The sequence below is a fragment of the Kaistia soli DSM 19436 genome (assembly GCF_900129325.1).
Lineage (GTDB): Bacteria > Pseudomonadota > Alphaproteobacteria > Rhizobiales > Kaistiaceae > Kaistia > Kaistia soli.
In genome coordinates, this window is record NZ_FQUP01000004.1 from 141023 (window position 1) to 161692 (window position 20670).

The 20670-nt window shown below is 63.6% G+C and carries 16 protein-coding genes; 9 read left to right on the forward strand and 7 right to left on the reverse strand.

Annotated elements, in window-relative coordinates:
* Positions 1 to 30: 30 nt before the first annotated feature.
* The 5 genes from BUB39_RS17445 to BUB39_RS17465 all read left to right on the forward strand — a co-directional run bounded on the left by BUB39_RS17445 (position 31) and on the right by BUB39_RS17465 (position 5377).
* A complete protein-coding gene (locus BUB39_RS17445; RefSeq protein WP_244540292.1) occupies positions 31 to 951 on the forward strand; it encodes a COX aromatic rich motif-containing protein in 921 nt (306 codons plus the stop codon).
* On the forward strand, positions 948 to 3077 hold the full coding sequence (locus BUB39_RS17450; protein WP_073055946.1) for a cbb3-type cytochrome c oxidase subunit I: 2130 nt from the start codon (positions 948 to 950) through the stop codon (positions 3075 to 3077). Before BUB39_RS17445 ends, BUB39_RS17450 begins: the two co-directional genes overlap by 4 nt.
* Entirely contained in the window at positions 3074 to 3706 is a 633-nt protein-coding gene (locus tag BUB39_RS17455) for a cytochrome c oxidase subunit 3 (protein WP_073055947.1), read from the forward strand. Before BUB39_RS17450 ends, BUB39_RS17455 begins: the two co-directional genes overlap by 4 nt.
* Positions 3703 to 4047 (forward strand): cytochrome o ubiquinol oxidase subunit IV, encoded by a 345-nt coding sequence (cyoD, locus tag BUB39_RS17460; RefSeq protein WP_073055948.1) that lies wholly within the window; start codon positions 3703 to 3705, stop codon positions 4045 to 4047. The genes BUB39_RS17455 and cyoD overlap by 4 nt, the downstream gene beginning before the upstream one ends.
* Before the next feature lie 169 nt (positions 4048 to 4216).
* Entirely contained in the window at positions 4217 to 5377 is a 1161-nt protein-coding gene (locus BUB39_RS17465) for a helix-turn-helix transcriptional regulator (protein ID WP_073055949.1), read from the forward strand.
* A 128-nt stretch (positions 5378 to 5505) separates the two neighbouring features.
* On the opposite strand, the gene aspT is transcribed toward BUB39_RS17465, so the two are convergent.
* From aspT to BUB39_RS25035, 3 genes are all read right to left on the reverse strand, one after another.
* Positions 5506 to 7191, reverse strand: coding sequence for an aspartate-alanine antiporter (gene aspT, locus BUB39_RS17470; protein WP_073055951.1), 1686 nt, complete (start codon positions 7189 to 7191; stop codon positions 5506 to 5508).
* A 108-nt stretch (positions 7192 to 7299) separates the two neighbouring features.
* The gene (locus BUB39_RS17475) at positions 7300 to 7821 is read right to left on the reverse strand and encodes a linear amide C-N hydrolase (protein ID WP_084527572.1); all 522 of its coding nucleotides are present in this window, start codon (positions 7819 to 7821) and stop codon (positions 7300 to 7302) included.
* Positions 7822 to 8722: 901 nt separating this feature from the next.
* On the reverse strand, positions 8723 to 9661 hold the full coding sequence (locus tag BUB39_RS25035) for an AraC family transcriptional regulator (RefSeq protein WP_073055955.1): 939 nt from the start codon (positions 9659 to 9661) through the stop codon (positions 8723 to 8725).
* 300 nt (positions 9662 to 9961) lie between these two features.
* Between BUB39_RS25035 and BUB39_RS25260 the strand changes: the two genes are divergently transcribed.
* From BUB39_RS25260 to BUB39_RS17500, 3 genes are read left to right on the forward strand one after another with little or no spacing between them, the layout of a single operon-like run.
* Positions 9962 to 10516: a cupin domain-containing protein gene (locus BUB39_RS25260; RefSeq protein ID WP_073055957.1), complete on the forward strand. Its 555-nt coding sequence runs from the start codon at positions 9962 to 9964 to the stop codon at positions 10514 to 10516.
* A 9-nt stretch (positions 10517 to 10525) separates the two neighbouring features.
* The gene (locus BUB39_RS17495; RefSeq protein WP_073055959.1) at positions 10526 to 11095 is read left to right on the forward strand and encodes a carboxymuconolactone decarboxylase family protein; all 570 of its coding nucleotides are present in this window, start codon (positions 10526 to 10528) and stop codon (positions 11093 to 11095) included.
* 47 nt (positions 11096 to 11142) lie between these two features.
* Positions 11143 to 11889 (forward strand): alpha/beta fold hydrolase, encoded by a 747-nt coding sequence (locus BUB39_RS17500; protein ID WP_073055962.1) that lies wholly within the window; start codon positions 11143 to 11145, stop codon positions 11887 to 11889.
* A 165-nt stretch (positions 11890 to 12054) separates the two neighbouring features.
* On the opposite strand, the gene BUB39_RS17505 is transcribed toward BUB39_RS17500, so the two are convergent.
* From BUB39_RS17505 to BUB39_RS17520, 4 genes are all read right to left on the reverse strand, one after another.
* Entirely contained in the window at positions 12055 to 13032 is a 978-nt protein-coding gene (locus BUB39_RS17505; RefSeq protein ID WP_425292922.1) for an ABC transporter permease, read from the reverse strand.
* An 11-nt stretch (positions 13033 to 13043) separates the two neighbouring features.
* Positions 13044 to 14024 carry an ABC transporter permease gene (locus BUB39_RS17510; protein ID WP_073056831.1) on the reverse strand — a complete coding sequence of 327 codons (981 nt, stop codon included), beginning with the start codon at positions 14022 to 14024 and terminating at the stop codon, positions 13044 to 13046.
* A 26-nt stretch (positions 14025 to 14050) separates the two neighbouring features.
* The gene (locus tag BUB39_RS17515) at positions 14051 to 15577 is read right to left on the reverse strand and encodes a sugar ABC transporter ATP-binding protein (RefSeq protein WP_073055967.1); all 1527 of its coding nucleotides are present in this window, start codon (positions 15575 to 15577) and stop codon (positions 14051 to 14053) included.
* Positions 15578 to 15651: 74 nt separating this feature from the next.
* A complete protein-coding gene (locus tag BUB39_RS17520; protein ID WP_073056834.1) occupies positions 15652 to 16767 on the reverse strand; it encodes a sugar ABC transporter substrate-binding protein in 1116 nt (371 codons plus the stop codon).
* Between the two features lie 577 nt (positions 16768 to 17344).
* Between BUB39_RS17520 and BUB39_RS17525 the strand changes: the two genes are divergently transcribed.
* Positions 17345 to 20641: an autotransporter outer membrane beta-barrel domain-containing protein gene (locus tag BUB39_RS17525; RefSeq protein WP_073055979.1), complete on the forward strand. Its 3297-nt coding sequence runs from the start codon at positions 17345 to 17347 to the stop codon at positions 20639 to 20641.
* The last annotated feature ends 29 nt before the right edge of the window (positions 20642 to 20670 follow it).

The window sequence follows — 20670 nt, forward strand, 5'->3', positions numbered from 1 at the left end:
AGGGCACGCATTGTTCACAAGGGGGGCCGCGTGAAGTCCAGGGGAATTGTCGGGCTGGTTGCTGCAGCCGTTCCAGCGGCCGCCTGGCCAGGGATCGCTTGCGCAGGGAGCTTTCTGGAGCCTGCGGGACCGATCGCCGCGGGTCAGATCTCGCATTTTGGTGTCATCAGCACGCTGATGCTCATCGTCATCGTGCCGATGTTCGTGGCGCTGCCGATCGTGCTGCTGCGCTACCGTCGCGGCGGCAAGGGTACCTATCGGCCGGACTGGGAGTTCAACTGGGGTCTCGAGGCGCTCATCTGGGGCGTCCCGGTCGCGCTTGCATTCGCTCTTGGCACCGCACTCTGGAAGCACACGCTGCAACACGACCCCTATCGTCCGCTCGGTCCGGAGCCGCTGCTGGTCGAGGTGGTGGCGCTGGACTGGAAATTCCTGTTCCTCTATCCCGAGCAAGGCGTGGCGACACTCGATCTGCTGGCCCTGCCCGAAAACCGCCCGGTCACCTTGAAACTGACCAGCGGGACGGTAATGCAGTCCTTCATCATTCCCAGTCTCGCCGGGCAGATCTACGCGATGGCGGGCATGCAGACGCAGCTCAATGTGCTTGCCGACAAGACCGGCGACCTAATCGGCCGCAACACCCAGTATAACGGCCTCGGCTTTGCCACCCAGTCCTTCAAGACCAGTGTGATGAGCCAGGAAGCGTTCGCGGCCTGGGTCCAGACGACGAAGGCACAGACGGCCGCGCTCGATGCCGCCGGATACCAGACCCTGCTCAAGCCCTCGGTGGTCAGCGAACCTGTGCTCTATGGCAATTTCGCGCCCGGCCTGTTCGACAAGGTGATCGCAAGCTTCTCGCCTGGCATGGCACAAGGACACGCCCATGCGGGAATGTCCGCCTCCACATCGCCCCACCACGAACATGATCACATGCAGGAGGCTGGACGATGAACTGGGAGCTGATATTCGGCCAGATCACGTGGAACTCCTTTGTTTTCGCCGGTGCGATCGAGAACCCCTCGCTCAGCGAGTTCATCGCCTCGGGCGCAGGAACGGTCGCGGTGCTGGGCGCGCTCGCCAGCGTCATCCTGCTGACGGTCAAGCGATGGTGGGTGCCGCTGTGGCGTGACTGGTTGACCAGCGTCGACCACAAGAAGGTCGGCATCATGTACATCGTCACCGCGCTGGTGATGTTCGCCCGGGCAGTCATCGAGGGAGCGCTGATGCGCGCTCAGCAATTGTCCGCCGTAGACAACAGCGGCTTCCTGTCGGCGGACCATTTCGGGCAGCTCTTCAGCACCCACGGCACGATCATGATCTTCTTCGTGGCGATGCCTTTCATCACCGGGCTGATGAACTATGTGATGCCGCTGCAGATCGGCGCGCGTGACGTGTCCTTCCCGCTGCTCAACGCCATCTCGTTGATGCTGACGATCGCCGGCGCGATCCTGATCATGGTCTCGCTCGTGATCGGCCAGTTTTCCACCGGTGGCTGGACGGCCTATCCGCCCTTCACCGGAATCCACTTCAGTCCCGGCCAAGGCGTCGACTACTGGATCTGGGCGGTATCGCTCGGCTCGATCGGCTCGACGCTGACAGGCCTCAACTTTGCCGTAACGATCTACAAGAAGCGCTGCCCCGGCATGACGCTGTTCCGCATGCCGCTGTTCTGCTGGACGACGCTCTGCACCTCGATCCTGATGATCTTTGCGATGGCGCCGCTTACCGCCGCGACGATCATGCTGGCCCTCGACCGCTATGCCGGCTTTCACTTCTTCACGAATGGCGCCGGCGGCAACATGATGAACTATGCGAACCTCTTCTGGCTGTTCGGCCATCCCGAGGTCTACATTCTCATCCTGCCGGCCTTCGGCGTCTGGTCAGAGGTGGTCGCAACCTTCTCCAGCAAGCGCATCTACGGCTATACCTCGCTGGTTTACGCCACGATGTGCATTGCCGTGCTCTCGTTTGCAGTGTGGCTGCATCACTTCTTCACCATGGGCCAGAGTGCCAATGTGAATGCCGTCTTCGGTATCGCGACGATGGTGATCGGCGTACCGACGGGTGTGAAGGTCTACGACTGGCTGCTGACCATGGTGGGCGGGCGCATCCGCTTCACCACCCCGATGCTGTTCCACATCAACTTCCTGCTCACCTTCATTCTCGGCGGCATGACCGGCGTGTTGCTGGCCAATCCGGGCATTGACTTCCAGGTTCACAACACGCTGTTCCTGGTGGCCCACTTCCACAACATGATCATTCCCGGTGTGTTGTTCGGCATGTTCGCGGCCGTGCAGTTCTGGTTCCCGAAAGCCTTCGGGTTCCGGCTGCACGAAGGCCTGGGCAGGGCCTCGTTCTGGTGCTTCGCGCCGGGCTTCCTGCTGGCCTTCTTCCCGCTCTACTGGCTGGGCATGATGGGAGCCACGCGCCGCACCTATATGTGGACGGACCCCGCCTACCTGCCCTGGCTCGCCCTCGCCATGGCCGGTGCTGTCCTGATTCTCACCGGCTTCGCCCTGATGGTGACGCAGATCGTTGTGTCAGTGCGCCGGCGCGCCGAGCTCGCCGCTCCGCTGGGCGACCCATGGGACGGGCGGGCGCTCGAATGGTCGATACCTTCCCCGCCGCCTGACTGGAACTTTGCCGTGCTGCCGGAGGTGTCCTCAAGGCATCCCTTCTATGAAGCCAAGAAGGCCGGCACCGCCTACCGCTCGCCGACGGCCTATGAGGATATCGAGGTGCCACGCAACACCGCGACGGCGCCGCTGATCGGCCTGTTCGCTTGCGCCTGGGCGTTCGGCCTCGTCTGGCACATCTGGTGGCTGGTGGTGGTGTCCTTCGTGCTGATGTGGGCTGTGGTCATCGCGCGTTCCTTCGCGAGCGATACCGAGGAGATCATTCCGGCCGCCACGGTGAAGGCGGCGAACGAAGCGTTCCTCGCCGCTGTGCGCGCCACCCCTGGCGTGACTCGCGATCAGGAGATGACAGCTGCAAACCGGGGCCGGGCCGTCCCGGAAAGTCTGGAGGGGGGCGCCGGCGTCCTGTCTTCCGGCGCTACCGTGGGAGTGTCGCGATGAGCCTTTCCGAACGCCTCCATCCCGGCATCAACCTCGCCGGCACAGATCCCGAAGGCCATGAAGCCGCCGAAGAGGTCCTGTTCGGCTTCTGGATCTTCCTGATGAGCGATCTGGTGCTGTTCGCAGTGCTGTTCGCGACCTACGCCGCGATGAGCGTCCAGGGCATCGCCGAAGGTCCCGGGCCCGCAGAGGTCTTTGATCTGACCGCCGCATTCCTCGAAACGCTGCTGCTGCTGCTCTCCAGCTTCGCCTTCGGTTTCGCCCTGCTGGCGATGAAATATCGCGAGAACCGGCGCAGCGTGCTGGCCTGGCTGCTCGTCACTGGGATCCTCGGCGTCGCTTTCGTCGGCATGGAACTGCACGACTACTACGTCATGGCCACTGCGCATGAGGCAACCCCGCAGGTGAGCGGCTTCCTCTCGGCCTACTACCTGCTGACCGGCACGCATGCGCTGCACGTGTCGTCCGGGCTGGTATGGATGGCGATCATGGCGATTCAGATCGCGGTGTTCGGCTTCGACAAGCGGGTGAAGCTGCGGCTGATGCGCCTCGCCCTGTTCTGGCACATGCTCGACGTGGTCTGGATCGGCATCTTCACCTTTGTCTACCTGTTCGGGGTCGCGTCATGAGCAACCGGGTTCCCGCCGACATCATGCCGGGTGCGTATGAGGAGGAGAGACGCGAGCGGCTCAGTTATGTGATCGGCCTTATCCTGGCGCTGACGCTGACCGCTGGCGCCTTCGCGGTGGTCTGGCTGGACCTGCTGAGCGGAGGCGCCGCACTCGCCGTACTCGGGCTGCTCGCCTTTATTCAGGCGGTCGTGCACCTGCGTTTCTTCCTGCACATCGACCTTGAACGCTCGCATCGCGACGACTTGATGCTGATCCTGTTCACCGTGTTGATCCTGCTGATCATGGTGTCGGGCACGGTCTGGATCCTCTACGATCAGCACGTCCGAATGATGCCCTGACGGCCAGACCGGCTCATGGCGCAGTGGCCGGCTGAAGACATCTGCTATGGCTGTCCCGCTTCGCGGATCGGCATTGATCCACCACCGAGGCGTGGGCATGCACGTCGCGAAGTCGACGATCCGGGACCGATCTTTGGACTGATGCAACGATGACGGCGGGAATGGCGCTTTGACTGTATCGAACCTGTCGTCTGCCGATGGAAACGCGGCGCCGCTGGATATCGACGGCGCGATCTACAGCCTCTACGAGGCGTCCTTGAGCGCGGACCTCTGGACATCGGCCCTGGAAAGAGTTGCAGCACTTTCCGCCTCGGTTGGCGCAGTCATATTCGCGAAGTCTCCGCAGGGCTGGACTGTTCCATCCTGTTCGGCCGGCATCGCCGATGCGGTGGGTTCATATCTGGACGAGGGATGGTCTGGGCGAAACCCCTGGCTCGAAGGAAGGATTCCGGCCGGCTTTCATGCCGGCGATGTCTATACGGAGCAGGACATTCTCGATCTTTCGGAAGCATCGCGGAATGCTTTCTATGCCGACTTCCTTTCCCGCTTCGGGATCTCCCATGTGATGGCGTCCATCATTCATTCGGAACTCGGGAGTCCCACCAGCATTGTTGTCTGCCGGGCCCGTTCCGAGGGGTCGTTCGAGGACGCTGACCGGAAGGCCCTGCTGCTGCTCGCCCGTCACCTCGAGCAGTCGCTGAGGATAACGGCGGCCTACCTGAAGTCGAAGGTCGCCGGCAGCACGGTCGCAGAGGCCTTTGACGCGATGGACCAGCCGGCACTCATCCTTGACGAGAAGATGCGCCCCCTCCGGCTCAACCGGTCTGCGGGGAAGCTTGTCGGCCGCTATTTCGTCGAAAGCGAAGACGGTCTCCGGCCGACCATCTCGGCCGATGTCGAGGACTTCGTCTCGACCGTTGAACGAGCGCAGGCGGACACGCGCCTCCGCGAACAGATCCCGCATCCAGCCACCATTTCCGACCCCGAGGGTGAGAAGCGCCTCGTGGTATGGACGGCGCCGCTCGTCGGAACCTCGGCCGATGCCCTTGGCTTCGTGAAGCCCGAGAAACACGTCCTGATGCTGGCGAAAGACCTGGAGACCGATCAGCTGATCGAGCCGACGATCATCCGCAAGGTGTTCGGATTGACGACGGGAGAGGCGCGCCTGGCGTCCCTGCTCGCCGGCAGCCGGGACGTAAAGGAGGCGGCAAGGGCGCTCGGCATCTCGGAGGGCACCGCCCGGGTCGTCCTCAAGCGCATATTTTCAAAGGTCGGCGTCAGTCGGCAGGTCGAACTCGTGTCTCTGCTGAGACGATTGATCCTGCAGTAAGTGGCGTCCGCCGACCTCGACGACTGTATGTGTCTAGGCGGAAACCAGCGGCGATGGAAAAAGCGCCAGGCTGAGCCCGATCCTGGCCGGCCTGCCGTTGCCAGACCCGAACGCGAAACAGAACGCCCTCATTTGAGGAAGGTCACCATGAGGATCCCGCCGATCGTCAGGAGCGTATTGGAGACAGCATAGGGGATCGTATAGCCGAGGGTGGGAACCTGGCTTTCCGCTTGGTCTGTCAGGAGGCCCAGCGTTGCCGTCGACGTGCTGGCGCCTGCGCAGCAGCCGAGAACGAGCGCATCGTCGAACCGGAAGATATACTTCCCGATCAGCAGTCCGAGTGTCACCGGCAGGCTGGTTGCCAGCATGCCCCACAGGAACAGCGGCAGCCCGACATGCTGGACCCCCTCGACGAAACTCGAACCCGAGGTAATTCCGATGACCGCGATGAAGAGGTTGAGGCCGACGACGTTCATGAACCAGATGACGGGCGGAGGAATATTCCCGAAGGTCGGGAAGGTCGAACGCTGCCATCCCGCCGCGATCCCGGCGAAGAGGACGCCACCGGCCGTGGAGAGCGTCAGCGGGACGCCGCCCAGCATTAGAACCGGCACTCCGACGAGAGCGCCGATCGCGATCATGAGGAACATCGTTGTGACGTCGGTTTCCTTGTCGGAAAAGTCCGCCCGGCCGATGGTGGCTATCGAGGCCCGGATTCGCTCGGGCTGACCGACGACCGTCAGCACGTCGCCCCGATGGATCGCTGTGTTGGGCAGAATGGGGATCTCGTCCCCCATGGCGCCGCGACGGATGCGCGTGAGGAAGATGCCGTGTGTCGCCTCCATATGTGCGAGTTCGGCGAGGGTCTTGCCATCGACTGCCCGCCGGGTGACGACGACATCGACACCAGTTGTCGGTATCGTCAGCAGTTCGAGATCTTCGACCTCCTCCGCGCCGACGTCGAAGAGCCGTTGCAGGCCGCCGCGCGGTCCGGCAATGCTGACGACGTCCCCGGACCTCAGCACCGTCGCCGGATGAGGTTCGAGAAGGGCTCTGTCGCGGCGAAGCTGGCCGAAGAAGCACCGGGATCGGGTCTCGCGGACCTCGATCTCTTCGATCGTTCTTCCGATCTGCGGCGAGCCCTCGAACAGACGGTAGGTTCGCAGTACGTAATGATGCCATGAAGTTCCGGCGCCGTGGGCCGATCCGCCCAGCCGCTTCTCGTAGGCGCGACAGGCTTTGGCCAGATCGATGCGGAGCACCCGCGGCCCCAGTTGCGAAATGATGAGGATCGGACCGATCGTGCCGAAGATGTAGGTCATGGCGAAAGCGGTCGAGAGCGCCCCGACCATGGCACGGGTCTCATCTGCAGAAAGGCCGAGGCCCTGGATCGCACTGGTGGAAAGGCCGAGCGCAGCCGACGCCGTGGCCGCGCCGGCGAAGAGCCCCGACCCGTAGGAGAGATCATAGCCGGCCATTCGCGCCGCGCCATAAGCAGTGTCGAACGACACGGCGCACATCACGACGGCGAACAGCGCTTGAGGCGCGCCGTCCCGGGCCACGCCGCGAACGAATTGCGGGCCGACCCGATAGCCGATGGCGAAAAGAAAGAGCAGGAAGAAGACGATCGCGACATTGTGCGAGATGTCGATCCGCAATTGTCCGATCAGGATCCCGACGATGAGCGTGGCTGCCACCGTTCCCAGGCTGATCCCCCGATAGCGGAACGTCCCGATCGGATAGGCGACGGCCACGGTCAGAAAGAGTGCGATGGCGGGATTGTCCCGCAAGGCAGCTGCAAACCAGTCCCACATGCGTACGCAATTCTCGCCTTTTGTGCCTGCCCAACAGCGTGTCGGAAAGGCGCGGGGAACTTTACCAGGTCTCGCAAAGGCGGCGGTCGCCTGGCGGATCCAGGCGCCTCAGGCCGAGCCCATCTGGCGATGGAGCAGGCCGGTTGCATCGTGGACGACATAGTGGAATGGGGACTCGGCGCCGCCGAGAAGGCCGAGCGGCTGCAGCATCACCGGTTGGACGGTAAACGCCGTCTTCACTTCGGCGACCGTCTCGAACTGGCCAACCGCCCAGGCGCCGAGGTCGGAGGCCGAAAGCACGGACCGGGTGACGTCCGCCGACTTCTGGGTACCCCCGGCCGCCGGATAGGACAGGAGGCTGAAGGTAAGCCCCTTGTCGTTGGGCCCCTCCAGTATCTTGAGGTCGGAAAAGCCGAGCGGCGCCTGCGGGGTCGGCGGCCGGTAAGGCATCGTCACCGCAATCGCGTGCCGACTTGTGAGTGTCAGCGCCGGTTGCCCCTCCACTTCGGAGACCGTTTCGTATCCGGTCGGGAAGAAGGTCACCTCAAGGGGAAGATCCATGGTCAATTCCAGCGTGCGGCCGAAATAGGCCTTGCCGGCAGAATCCTGGTAGCCGAGCGAGGTGCACATGGGCGCTGATCTCCTCTTTCTTGCGGTTCGGTTAGCGCGACCATCGCCGCGAGCCGATCATAGGGGATGCCGGCGAGCATTTGCACGACGCGGATTCCGGACCCGTCACTCCTCGGTAGTTACGTGTGAAAGGTAAAATGAACCTGGCCGGGCGGAGGTCGAGACATTGTCGAGCTCCGCCGCCACTCCTATCGGGCAGGTTGATGCGCGCCGGCAAGCCTGTGGCAAGCAAGCGTCGCTTGTTTGGCGCCAAGCAGTTCCGGTGCACCGGCCACTGCCAGACGATGCGCGGGAAGGTCGCGCGCGGCGAGGCAGGAAGGATGAGGGTGGTGCCTCAGTGAATTGTCGGCCGGCGTCCGAGCGGAAGGGGAAGCTTTGAAACACTGGCCTGGTCTACGAATCCGCAGCCGATCATCACGGTTCCGCCCGGCGTCGTATCGACTGAGTGGATGGCCACGACCCGGCCTCCGAACACCAAGCGAACTAGGTCGCCGACCTTTAGCGCGTCTGCCATTGCCATTGATCTCCAGAGCACGAACGAACGAGCTTCCAGTCGGCGATGGCTCGATCGCGCCGGCTACTGCTGTGGTGTGATGGTCGGTGGACTCTCCGAGAATTGTGCGACGAGCATAGCATAGATGAGCGAGGCAGAACGAATGAATAAGGTCTAGCAATAGCTGGTGGTGCTCGATGAGTTCTGGCACTTGGTGCGGTTCGTGCGGCCAACGCCGTCTCGGCGGACGAACAAACGTTGGGACGAATGCCGACGGAGAAGAGCGGGCACCGGTTTAAGCTCAATGGACCGATACGTGCCGTGGCAATGGATAACTGGCCGCACTCAAACGATTGAAGCGCGTGCTCAAACTGAGTGGCACGTTGTTCGCAGAGAACGGGCCGGACTTCACCCGGCCATTCGCTTGTATTGGCCCGGTGTGACGCCCAGTTGGCTTCGGAACACCGTCGTCAGATGGGCCTGACTCGAGAAGCCGCACATAGCCGCGACCTCCGCGAGACCGATGACCTGACGGTCGAGCAAGGACCTTGCTCTCAGGACACGGCGCCTCCGCACATAGGCGTGCGGACTGATGCCGACCGTTTCCTTAAAGCGCCGGGCGAAATGATAGACACTCATCGACGCGACGCTGGAGAGCTCGGCGAGATCGAGGTCTTTGTCGATATTGGCCTCGATATAGTCGACGACCAGTGCGACGCCGCGTGCGGGAATCCTGCCCTTCGAGATCCTTACGGGGCGTCCTGAATGCGTTGAAAAGCGGCGGACGAGGAGATCGGACAGGATCAGCGCCCAGCTGTCGAGGAGCAGGCTGGTCGGCTCACCGGCAAGCAGACCGGATTGGACGGCGCTGACAGCGGCAAAGAGTTGGCGATCGCGCGTCGCCCAGGGCACCGCCAGATGTTCGGCGCCGAAGTCGCGGCTGAACAGGCTCTCGCTGACATCGCCCATCAGCGCCACGGGCACGAAGATATGCACGAAGCTCACCATGCCGTCGAGGCGCCATCGCGTGGTCTCGAAAGGCTGCATCGACATCGAGCCGATCGCGCCGGGAATGCGTTCGGCATTGCGCCGAACGAGCGCGCCGCCGAGATGCACCATGACTGCTGCATAATCGGGATCGCCCGCGACCTCGGTGTCCTCAAGATCGGTCCGCCAGAACGACGCCTTGAGCGAAGACTTGGTGCCGATGCCGATGCTGCGGATCGGCGTCATCCGGAACCGCTCGACATTCTCCCGATGATTGATCGGCGTAGCCTCGCTCAAGGCCGCGTCGCAGATCGGGAGGCCGCGCGCGTCGAGGCCGGCGGAAGTGCGAGATTGGGACATGCAGCGACCTGTCAAGACGTCCTGACGGACGAGAACATCTACAACTGCAATGAAGGTCAACAGCTTAGCAAAAGAGCGTGACGACACCAGAGCAGAAAAGCAAGATTTTGAAATAACCGGAACGGCGGCGCTGCTACATTTGCTTGTACGACCGCTAAGTGCTCTGGCCATCAGCAGATCAGGGCGAGTCCTGGCGTGCAACATCAGACTAACTGACCGCCACCGTCCGAGAGCTTTCGCTTTGCCAAATAGGCCGCAAGCGCCGCTCGTGCAGCGGCACGCCATCACGGGAGACGAGACTTGCGAGGGACATTCAGGCGCATCGTTACAGGCCATGACGAGGTCGGACGGGCCGTCATTCTGTCCGACGCGCCGCCGACACGTTCGGTTCTGGTCGGTGGCCCGGGCGGTGCAACCTTCTTCGAGATCTGGAACACGGGGGCAGCCCCGCCCCCGATCCTGCGACATGAGGCCGAACCGGACGAGAACGGCCTGGTTCTCGCCCCGCCCACAAATGGGACGCGCATCCGCATCATCGATTTCCCACCGGAAGGCGACGCGATCCGGCTGCTGGGTGCCGCCGGCGCTCAGGCGGCGTTCGGGGCTATGGGGGGAGGCGATGCTTCGCGCTTCAAGACGGGCGCCCATCCGCTGATGCATCGGACGGAAACGATCGACTACGGCATCGTCCTCGACGGCGAGATGACGCTGGTTCTCGATGCGAGCGAGACGCTGCTGCACGCCGGCGATGTCGTGATCCAGCGTGGCACCAGCCATGCTTGGTCCAATCGATCCGACACAGTCTGTCGCATGGCCTTCGTCCTGATCGACGGCCGGTATGCCGAAGGCCTCTAGGAGATCGCCATGCGCCTTCGCCCGCTGCCACCCGACAGCCTGTCGCCTGCACTTCGGAGCGTCCACGACACCATCGTCGGGCTGATGGTTCGAAAGCAGCCGCAGATCGTGGCCGAGGATACGGACGGCGCGCTTATCGGCCCCTTCCCGGCCATGCTGCATTTCCCCGCTTTCGGCATTCCGGCCTTGCAGTTCCTCGCCGCGATCGGAACCGAAGCCAAGCTGCCGCCACCCGTGCGCGAGACGGCGATCCTGACAGTCGGAGCCCGGCTCAATGCCCGCTACGAACTCTATGCGCATGAGATCATGGGTGCCGTGGCCGGGCTCACGGAGGCGCAGATCGCGACATTGGCTGCGGGTCGAAGGCCGGCGGATCTCTCAAACGAGGCGGGCATCGCTCATGACGTCGCCAACGCCCTGCTGGACGGACGCATCCTTCCCGCCTCGACCTTCGAGCGTGCAACCGCGCTTCTCGGCCGGGAGGGCACCGGCGAACTCGTCTTTCTCATCGGCGGCTATGCTCTGATCGCCATGGTTCTCAACGCCTTCGACATGCCCGTTCCCGAGCCTCTGCCCTGAAAGCAGGCCGGCGTCATCAAGACCCTGACTCATTCGTGGAGAGCAACATGCAGATCGTGATGACCACCCTCCTTCTCGCCGCTGCCACCCTCGGCGCGACAGCGGCCGTCGCTCAGGAGAAGGCCAAAAATGTCGTCCTCGTCCACGGCGCCTTCGCCGACGAGACGAGCTGGGACAAGGTCGCCGCCATCCTCAAGGCGAAAGGCTTTTCGGTGACGCAGGTCAAGAACCCGCTCACCTCGCTCGCCGATGACGTCACGGCGACCAAGGCGGCGCTCGATGCCCAGTCCGGGCCGACCGTGCTGGTCGCCCATTCCTGGGGCGGCGTCGTCATCGGGGAGGCCGGCAGCGACCAGAAGGTCAAGGCGCTGGTCTATGTCTCGGCCTTCGCTCCCGACAAGGGCGAATCGCTGAACAAGCTTCTCGAAGGCGCACCGCCCAGCGAGGGCACGAAGGCGATCCGCCCGAATGCCGAGGGCGGGCTGATCTTCGATCCTGCCGCCTTCCCTACCCTTTTCGCCGGCGACCTCCCCAAGGCGGAAGCCGAGGCGATGGCAGCGACGCAGATCCCCTCCAACCCGGCCAATTTCGGCGCGGTGGCAGAGGTCGCCGCTTGGCACGACAAGCCGACCTTCTATGTCGTGACCACCAAGGACATGGTGATCCCGCCCGATGCCCAGCGCTTCTTCGCCGGGCGCATGAAGGCTTCCGTCACCGAGATTCCCGCAAGCCATGCCGGTCTGGTCTCAGAGGCCGATGCAGTGGCGGCGGTGATCGACGGCGCCGCGCAATGACACGCGCACCCCTCGCCGCGAGGCGATCATTATGAAGAACGCTGCGCCGGCAGAGAGGAAGCTCGGGCGAGATGCTCATAGTGGACAGCGGCCCGATGCGCTTATGACATAGGGTCGATGTTCAGCCAGCGCGTCCGCTGGCAGTCAGGCCCGCGGACAGCCGTGTCAGCTTCTCGCCTTGGCGCTTCGCCCGTAGATCAGCAGCATCGCGATGATGACGCAGCCATAGATGACCTGGCGGCCAGCTTCCGGCATCTGCATGACGGACAGGATGGACTGCAGAAGCGTGATCAAGATAACGCCGGCGATGGTTCCGAGATAATTGCCGCGCCCGCCAAGGATGTTGGTGCCGCCCAAGACGACGGCCGCGATCGCCGGCAGTAGGTAGGCGTCGCCCATGTTCTGATAGGCCTTGTTGGAATAGCCGGCGAGCAGCACGCCGGCAAAGGCCGCCATGGCCCCGGAGAAGGCAAAGCAACCGATCAGCACGCGGTTGGTGTTGACGCCCGAGAGATAGGCGGCGGCTTCCTGATTGCCGACGGCATAGACGGCACGGCCGAACGCCGTTCGCTTCAGCACGTAGATGACGAAGCAGCCGACCAGCGCCCAGACGAACAGGGCGTTTGGAATACCGAACAGGCTGCGCTGCACGGCGATGAAATGCATGGCGGGTGTCGCTTGGTCGAGCGGCGCGAAGCCTCCCGTGTGCAGCACCATCAGCCCCTGCACAACCGCGTTCATGCCGAGCGTGAAGATCATCGATGGCAGGCGCAGATAGGCGACGCCGACACCGTTCAGGACGCCGATCACCGCGCCGCAAAAGACGCCAAACGGGATACAGAGCCAGATTCCGGCTGCGCCGCCCCAGCCGACCATCGCGGTCGCCATCATCGCTCCGAGCGTTACTACCCAAGGAATCGACAAGTCGATATGGCCGAGCAGGATCACCATCATCGCGCCCGAGGCGATGATGCCGAGAAAGGCGCCGACCTGCAGCTGCTGCAAGAGATACTCCGGCGACAGAAATTCGCGGGAATACATCGCCCCGCCTGCCAGAATGAGCAGGATGCAGGCGAAAGCGATCGCGACCGAACGGTCGATTCCGAGACGCTCGGCAAGCCTCGGGCCACGCGTGGATCCGATATCGACGCCGGTCACGAGAAGAGCTCCAATCGATTGCGAACGCGCAGAATGCGCAAGGCGCCGAGGCTGACGGCAATCAGCAGCACGACGCCCTGGAACAGGGGCTGCCAGAGCGGCGGGAGATCGAAGACGAACAGCAGATCTTCGATCGTGCGCAGAACGAAGGCGCCGAAGATTGAGCCGATCGCCGAGCCCCAGCCACCGAACAGCGAGGTGCCGCCGATGACGACCGCCGCAATCGAGTTCAGCGTATAGCTGCCGGCGATCGGCGCGGATGCCTCGCCCGAATAGGTGTTGAATGTAAGCATCAGCCCGGCGACGGAGGCGAGCAGCCCGGCCAAAGTGTAGGCCAGCAGCTTCGCCCTCTGCACGGGTACGCCGGACATGTAGGCGGCCTGCTCGTTCGAGCCGACGGCGTAGGCAGCGCGGCCGAGGACCGAGCGGCGATAGGGAATCCAAACCACCAGCACCACGAAGAGCAGCACGACCAGGGCTGCCGGAACGGTGTCGAACAATTGGCCAGTCAGGAAGTCGGCGATGTCGGACTGGACATCGCCGCCGGGACCCGGGCGAACGAACAGCGAAATTCCGTAGTAGACGGCGCCGGTCGCGAGCGTGGTGATGATCGGCTGCAGTCGACCCCAGACAACGATGGCGCCGTTGATGAAGCCGGCCAATGCGCCGATGGCGAGGACGGCGAGAATGCCAAGCAGACCCTCGCCCACCGTCCCGACCACGATGACCGAGGCGATGCAGTTGGCCATCACGAACACCATGCCGACCGATAGGTCGAGACCGCGCGTGAGAACGGGCAACGTCTGGGCCATGGCGACCAGCGCCAGCAGCACGGCCTTGTTGGCGGCGGTGGTGGCAACGGCCGGCGTCAGCCCGGCGCTGTGATTGGAGATATAGAGCGTGAACATCGCCACGAAGAGCGCCGCGGCGGTGAGGACCCCGGAATTATGCGCGAACCAGAAGCGCCAATTGCTCAACGCCGAGCGCCTTGTGCCAGTGGTCGTCATGCTGCCTGCTCCGTCGCGTCGACATTGAGGGCGCTCTGCAGCAGACTGCGCTCGTTGAGCGTCTCCCCCGCCAGTTCGCGGCGGATACGACCGCCATAGATGACGAGCACGCGGTCGCAGCAGCCGATCAGCTCCGCATAATCAGTCGAATAGAACAGGATGGCAGCCCCCTGGTTCGCGAGTTCCCGCATCAGGCGGTAGATCTCCTGCTTGGTGCCGACATCGATGCCGCGCGTGGGGTCATTGAGGAGGATGATGCCAGGCTCCGTCATCAGCCATTTCGCCAGCACGACCTTCTGCTGGTTGCCGCCCGACAAGGCGGAGACCGGCGCCAGCATGTCAGGTGTCTTGACCCGCAGCCGATCGACCATCGACTGGACGGCGGCATTTTCCTTGTCGCGATCGACACCGAAGCGGCCGGCGAGATGCGGCAGCGCGGCGAGTGTCATGTTGTCCCGCACGCTCATCGGCAGCATCAGGCCTTCGGTCTTCCGATCCTCCGGGATCAGAGCCATCGGCAGCGGGGCATGCATGGCCCTTCGCGGACCATCGAGCAGGAGCGGCTTGCCATCGACGGCCACGGTGCCCGAAACACCCCTGAGCACGCCGAACAGTGCCAGGAGCAGTTCGCGCTGGCCCTGCCCGTCGAGACCGCCAAGGCCCACGATCTCGCCCTTCCTCAGATTGAACGAGATATCCTGGATCTCGCGCCCCCAGGCGAGATTGGCCGCGGCCAAAGCGACGGGCTTGTCAGTCGAGGGGTCAGGTTTCTCCGGATATTGGTGGGTGACCTCGCGGCCGATCATCATTTCGATGATGGCATCGACTGAACGAGCCCCTTTCGTAAAGGTCTCGATCTTGCGGCCGTTGCGGAAGACCGTCGCCGTGTCGGCCAGCGCCTCGATCTCGCGCATGCGATGCGAGACATAGAGGATGCCGACGCCAGAGGCCTTCAGGTCACGGATGATGCCGTAGACGCGCTCGACATCGTCGGCCGTAAGGGCAGACGTCGCCTCGTCGAGAATGAGAATGCGCGGGTTGCGGCCAAGTGCCTTCGCGATCTCCACCATCTGGCGACGGGACAGCGGCAGGTCGCGCACGAGTTCGAGCGGATGGACGTCCTCGCAGCCGACACGCTTGAGGAGTGCGCGGGCGCGCTCACGCTGCCCCTTGGCATCGATCAGGCCGAGCCATTTCGGCGGGTCGATGATCGAGAGATTGTCGGCGACCGTCATCTCCGGCAGGAGCGACAATTCCTGGAACACGCAGACGACGCCAGCACGCATCGCCTCGGTCGGCGATCTGAACCGGACGGGTTTGCCCTCGACCAGCACCTCGCCTTCGGTCGGATCCGTGACGCCGGAAGCGATCTTGATCAGCGTGGACTTTCCGGCGCCGTTCTCGCCCAGAACGGCCTGGATTTCGCCGGGATAGACCGAGAAGTCGACCCCAGTGAGCGCGGCAACGCCGCCATAGCGCTTCGAGATCTGCTTGAGCTCGAGATAAGGCTTTCGGTCATGCAAGGGAAAAATCCGCAGCGCTGGAGGACGAACAGAACCGGCGGGCCGATATGACCCGCCGGCCGAGGCCTGAAGCCCTACTGGTTCTCTTTGCTCTGCCCCATGATTTCCTGGGCGGTGAAGTTGATGCCGCAATCCGGGAACGAGTTGCCGACGAAGAAGTTGTCGGATTCCTTCGAATAGAAGTTCACGCCGTCCTTGAAGTCCGGATCGTGGTCGATGGCGAGCGGCAGCGCGATCGATTGCGGCACCACGTCGCCCTCGAGCGCGGCGATGGCGGTCTTGATAGCGACGGCCACCTGAGCCGGGCCGCTTCCGGCCGACGTGCACTTAAGGCCATCGGCCGAATGTTCGGCACAGAGCTTGCGGAAACCGTTTTCCGTTTCGCCGCCGACGGGCACGAATGGATGACCGGCATCCATCAGCGCGCGGACCGTGCCGGTCGACCCACCCTGGACCGTGACTCCGTCGAACTTCTTGTGCACGGCCACCGCATCTGCCGTCACCTTCTGCGCCGTGCCGTCGTCCCAGCGGCCGATGACCTCGACTGTCTCGAACTTCTTGCCCGACTTGCCGAGCACTTCCTGGACACCCTCATGCCGATCGCGATCGACCGACGTGCCGGTGACGCCGCGTACCTCGAGCACCTTGCCGCCATCGGGCAGATGATCGACCAGCCACTGCCCCCAGAGCTCGCCAAGGCCCTTCTGGTTGACGTTGACATTGATCGCCTCGTCGGTGTCGAGCGTGTTGTCGAAGGCGACGAGCACGACACCAGCCGCCTTGGCGCGCTTGATCACCGGCTTGAAGGAAGTCGGGTTCTGCGCGTTCACGATGATCGCGTCGTAGCCGGAATTAATGAAGTTATCGACGGCGGCGATCTGCGCGGCGACGTCGTCACCGGTCGAGACGACCTTGAATTCCTTGAGCTTCGCCTTGACGTCCGGCTGCTCGGCATAGGCCTTGGCCGTCTGGATCATCTGGATGCGCCAGGTATTGCCGATGAAGCCGTTGGCAAGCGCAATCCGGTATGGACCTTCCTTCTTCGGGAACTTGAAGAACTTGGTCTCGGCCGCCCAGGGCTTGAAGCAGGCGGGGTCGGCGCTCGGCCCCGCGACGATTTCGGGGCCGGCCGCATGCGCGACCGTTGCCAGGGCACAGACGGCAACCGTCGTCGCCAGAAGCTGTCGAATGAACTTCACGATGTCTATCCTCCCACGGATGGTTTCTTGTTGGCCGGACGATTGACGGTCGCGCTGTTGGCGCGATTCCTCCCGACGATCGTCCGTCTGATTAGCAATCTTCGATCGAAGGCCGCACCAGCACACCTCAGAATCGCCATTTGCAAGCTTGCGACGCTTCGTGCACGAAAGATGCTTCGGCGCGGCATCGCCGTCCAGAACTTCTTCGTCATAGGGGATCCAGCGAAAGAATAGGCCCAACTATTTCGCGTGACCCACACGTCAGACGCATCATCTCCGCCTGGAACCCGCGCGTGCGTCGCGGCCCATGTGCTCGCGAGCTGGGCTTCGCGCCGCACCCGATCGTCTCGCGCCACGGCATTACTGGCCGACGCGGGATTGAAGCGGCGTTCTGATCCCGCGTCACCAGTGCTGTGTATCGCGCCCAAAGGGCGATTGCGTCTTCTTTGTGGCTCAGCAACAATCGGTTACAGAGCCGAGATTCGTCGATGATCGGCACCATCATCTGGCGAAATCGATGTCGTGCCTGCGGCTATGGATTTGCCCGTTTGTCAGGAAGGGTGAAGTCGTGTCGCAATTCCCCGCGTCACAGTCCGGCTGGCTGCCTGCACGCGGGTCTGCCTTGTTGGCATCGGCCAGTGTCCTGGCGCTGACGCTCGGCTTCGTCCCCGACAGGGTGCACGCCGCGGGGTGGAACCTCTATGACGGCTATACCCAGTCCTATTCGGTCACCTATGCCAATTCTCTCGAAACGGCTTTGGCAGACAAGGATACACTTCACGTCGGGCTCAGCGTTGGAGGCAGCCCGGTCACCGTGACGATGGACACTGGCTCGGTCGGCCTCGTCCTCTCGGCCAACCACGTCGCGAGCTATTCCACTTCGGGGACGCCCGGATGGGAGTATTACAACAGCTCGGGACTGCTCCTGACAGGCTATTTCAACGACTATACGGTCGAACTCGACAATGGGACGGATGCCAATGGCAACCCGACCACGGTGACAGCCACATTGCCGGTGCTTGTCGTCACGGAGGCCTATTGCCTCGGCGTCGGCAGCGATCCCTGCGATGCCGAAGCGTCCAAGAATAGCGTCAGCATGATGGGCGTCGGTTATGATCGCAACACGATGGGCACCGGCAGCGTCGACCTGTCTCTCTCCGGCAAGCAGTTGAACGAACAGCTGAATGCAGCGCCCACAACGTCGGAAGCCTATAATCTTTTTCTCAATATCGACGGCATGGCCGAGGGTGCGTTGAGACGCGGCTATATCATCACGCCAACCGGCGTCGAACTCGGCCTCACCGCGGCCAACACCTCGTCGCAAGCCTTCACTTACGCGCAGCTCGTTCTCAACAGCGCCGGGACAAACGGCGCCACCAGCAACTGGCAATCCGTCGCGGCCGATGTCACGCTTGCCGGCACGTCGAGCACGGCTACGCTGCTGATGGACACGGGCATCACCGGCTCGTTCTTCGAAATTCCGGGTGGCACGGAAGGGCCGGCCACGGCGGGCACGGTGATCACGATCAGCCTCGCGGGCGGCAGCGCCACATACAGTTTCGTCGTCGGCGACACCGCCAATCCGCAGACCCCCGGCACCGTCACAATCGGCCCGCCCGCCGCCGCATTCGTGAATTCAGGCCTGCACACCTATGCCGGCTTCAACGTTCTCTTCGATGCCGACGGCGGTTTTCTTGGCGTTGCCGCGAACGGCTTCAGCGGCGCCACCAATGCCAGCGTCACGCAGCTGATCGCCGCAACCGGTCCGCTGACATTGACGCAGGCTTTCGAGACCGACCTGCCGGTGATGCTGCTCGATGCCAGCACCATCAACACCTCGACCACTGCGACCTTCGACGCCGGCATCTTCGGCCCGGGCAGCCTCACGCTGAATGGTGGCACGGTCGTCTTGAACGGCGCCGTCACCAATGGCGGCGGCGTGACCGCGGCATCGGGCACCACGGCCCTGAACGGAACCATGACCGGCAACCTGACGGTCGCGAGCGGCGCGAGCTTCTACAACTACAACAATGGCTATGCGGTCGCCGCGGGGAACATTCTGGTCAATGACGGCCTCTTCGTCGGCGCCAATTCCGGCGCGGCCTTCGTCAATGCCGGAACGGTCGACAATTCGGGAAGCTTTGTCGGCGCCGTGAACAATAGCGGCTCCTGGACCAATAGCGGGACGCTGACGGGCGACGTCACAAATTCCGGAACATTCTCGAACAGCAATCTCGTCGACGGCAACATCACCAATACGGGTTCGCTGACCAATACCGGCGAGATCGAGGGCGACGTCACCAGCACGGGCCCTATCGCCAACCAGGGCACGGTGACCGGGACGCTCACGGTCTATAATCAGCACTCCGGCAACGGCACGGTGGGAACGCTCAGCGCCAAGCCCGGCGCGCTTGTCTCGCCGGGCAATTCGGTCGGAACGATCATCGTCAGCGGCGATGCCACCTTCGAGCCGGGCTCGGTGCTTTATGCCGAACTCGGTGCCAACGGGCTGTCCGACCTGCTGGTGGTCGGCGGCACGCTGGTGGCCGACGGCGCGACGCTCTATCTTGCGGCGGCGAACGGCTTCGAGCCGGTGCTCGGCAACAGCTATTCCGTGATCCAGGCGGGTTCGATCGCGTCCAATTTCACGGTCGCATCGCCCTTCTTCGGATCGACTGCCTCGCCCTTTCCCTTCCTTGGCGCCAGTCTCGACGGAACCGGCGTGTTGACGCTCGGACGCAGCGCGCTGCGCTTCGAAGACTTCGCCGTCACGCAGAACGAGCGCATGGCCGCGTCGGCCGCGGAAACGCTCGGGCTCCAGTCTCCGCTCAACCAGGCCTTGGCGCTGATGTCCATCGCCGAGGTCCCGTCCGTCTTCGACAGCCTCTCGGGCGAGATCGCCGCGTCGGCGGAAAGCACGCTGCAGCAGCAGTCGATCTATCTGCGCGATGCGGTGACCGGCCGTGTCCGCCAGGCCTTTTCGGATGCCGCTGGCCCGGAGGCCTCCGGCAGCCAGACGGCCCGGCTGGCCCCCGGCCTTGATGCGACGGCATGGACGCAGGCCTATGGCGCTTGGGGCAATAGCTGGTCCGATGGCAATGCCGCCGCGGTGTCGCGCTCGATCGGCGGCTTCCTGCTCGGAGCCGATGCTGCGCTCGGCGATGCCTGGAGGGTCGGCCTCGCCGGCGGCTACAGCCAGTCCGACTTCTCGCTCGATGGCGTGGGTGGTGGCGGCACGAGCGACAATTACGACGTCGCCATCTATGGCGGCACCCGGCAGGGCGATGCCAGCCTTAGGTTCGGTGCCGGCTATACGTGGCACGACATCGCGACGGGCCGCACGGCTCTCCTGCCAACGACAGCCGAATTCCTGTCGGCCGACTATCAGGGCGGAACCGCGCAGGTCTTCGGCGAGGCGGCCTATGACGTCCGGCTCGGCCGCGCCGTCTTGGAGCCCTACGTCAACCTGGCCTATGTCAATCTGACGATGGACGGCTTCTGGGAGACCGGCGGCGCTGCTGCGCTCACCTTCGCCGAAAGCACCATGTCGACGACGTTCAACGTCCTCGGCATGCGCCTCGGTCAGGCATTTGATATCGGCAATGGATTGCAGCTGCTCACCCGTGGCAGCCTCGGCTGGCAGCACGCTTTCGGAGACATCACGCCACAAGCGACCGCTGCGTTCCTCGGCTCCTCGGCCTTCACGGTCGCCGGTCTGCCGATCGCACAGGATGCGGCGCTCATCGACGCGTTCATCGGCTTCCGGCCGACGAGCCGGGTCGATTTCGGCCTTCGCTATTCCGGCCAGATCGCCGACGACGCGACCGACAATGCGGTGCAGGGCACGCTGGATATCCGCTTCTGACAGGTGTGGCGCGCCGGTCAGGCTGCTGA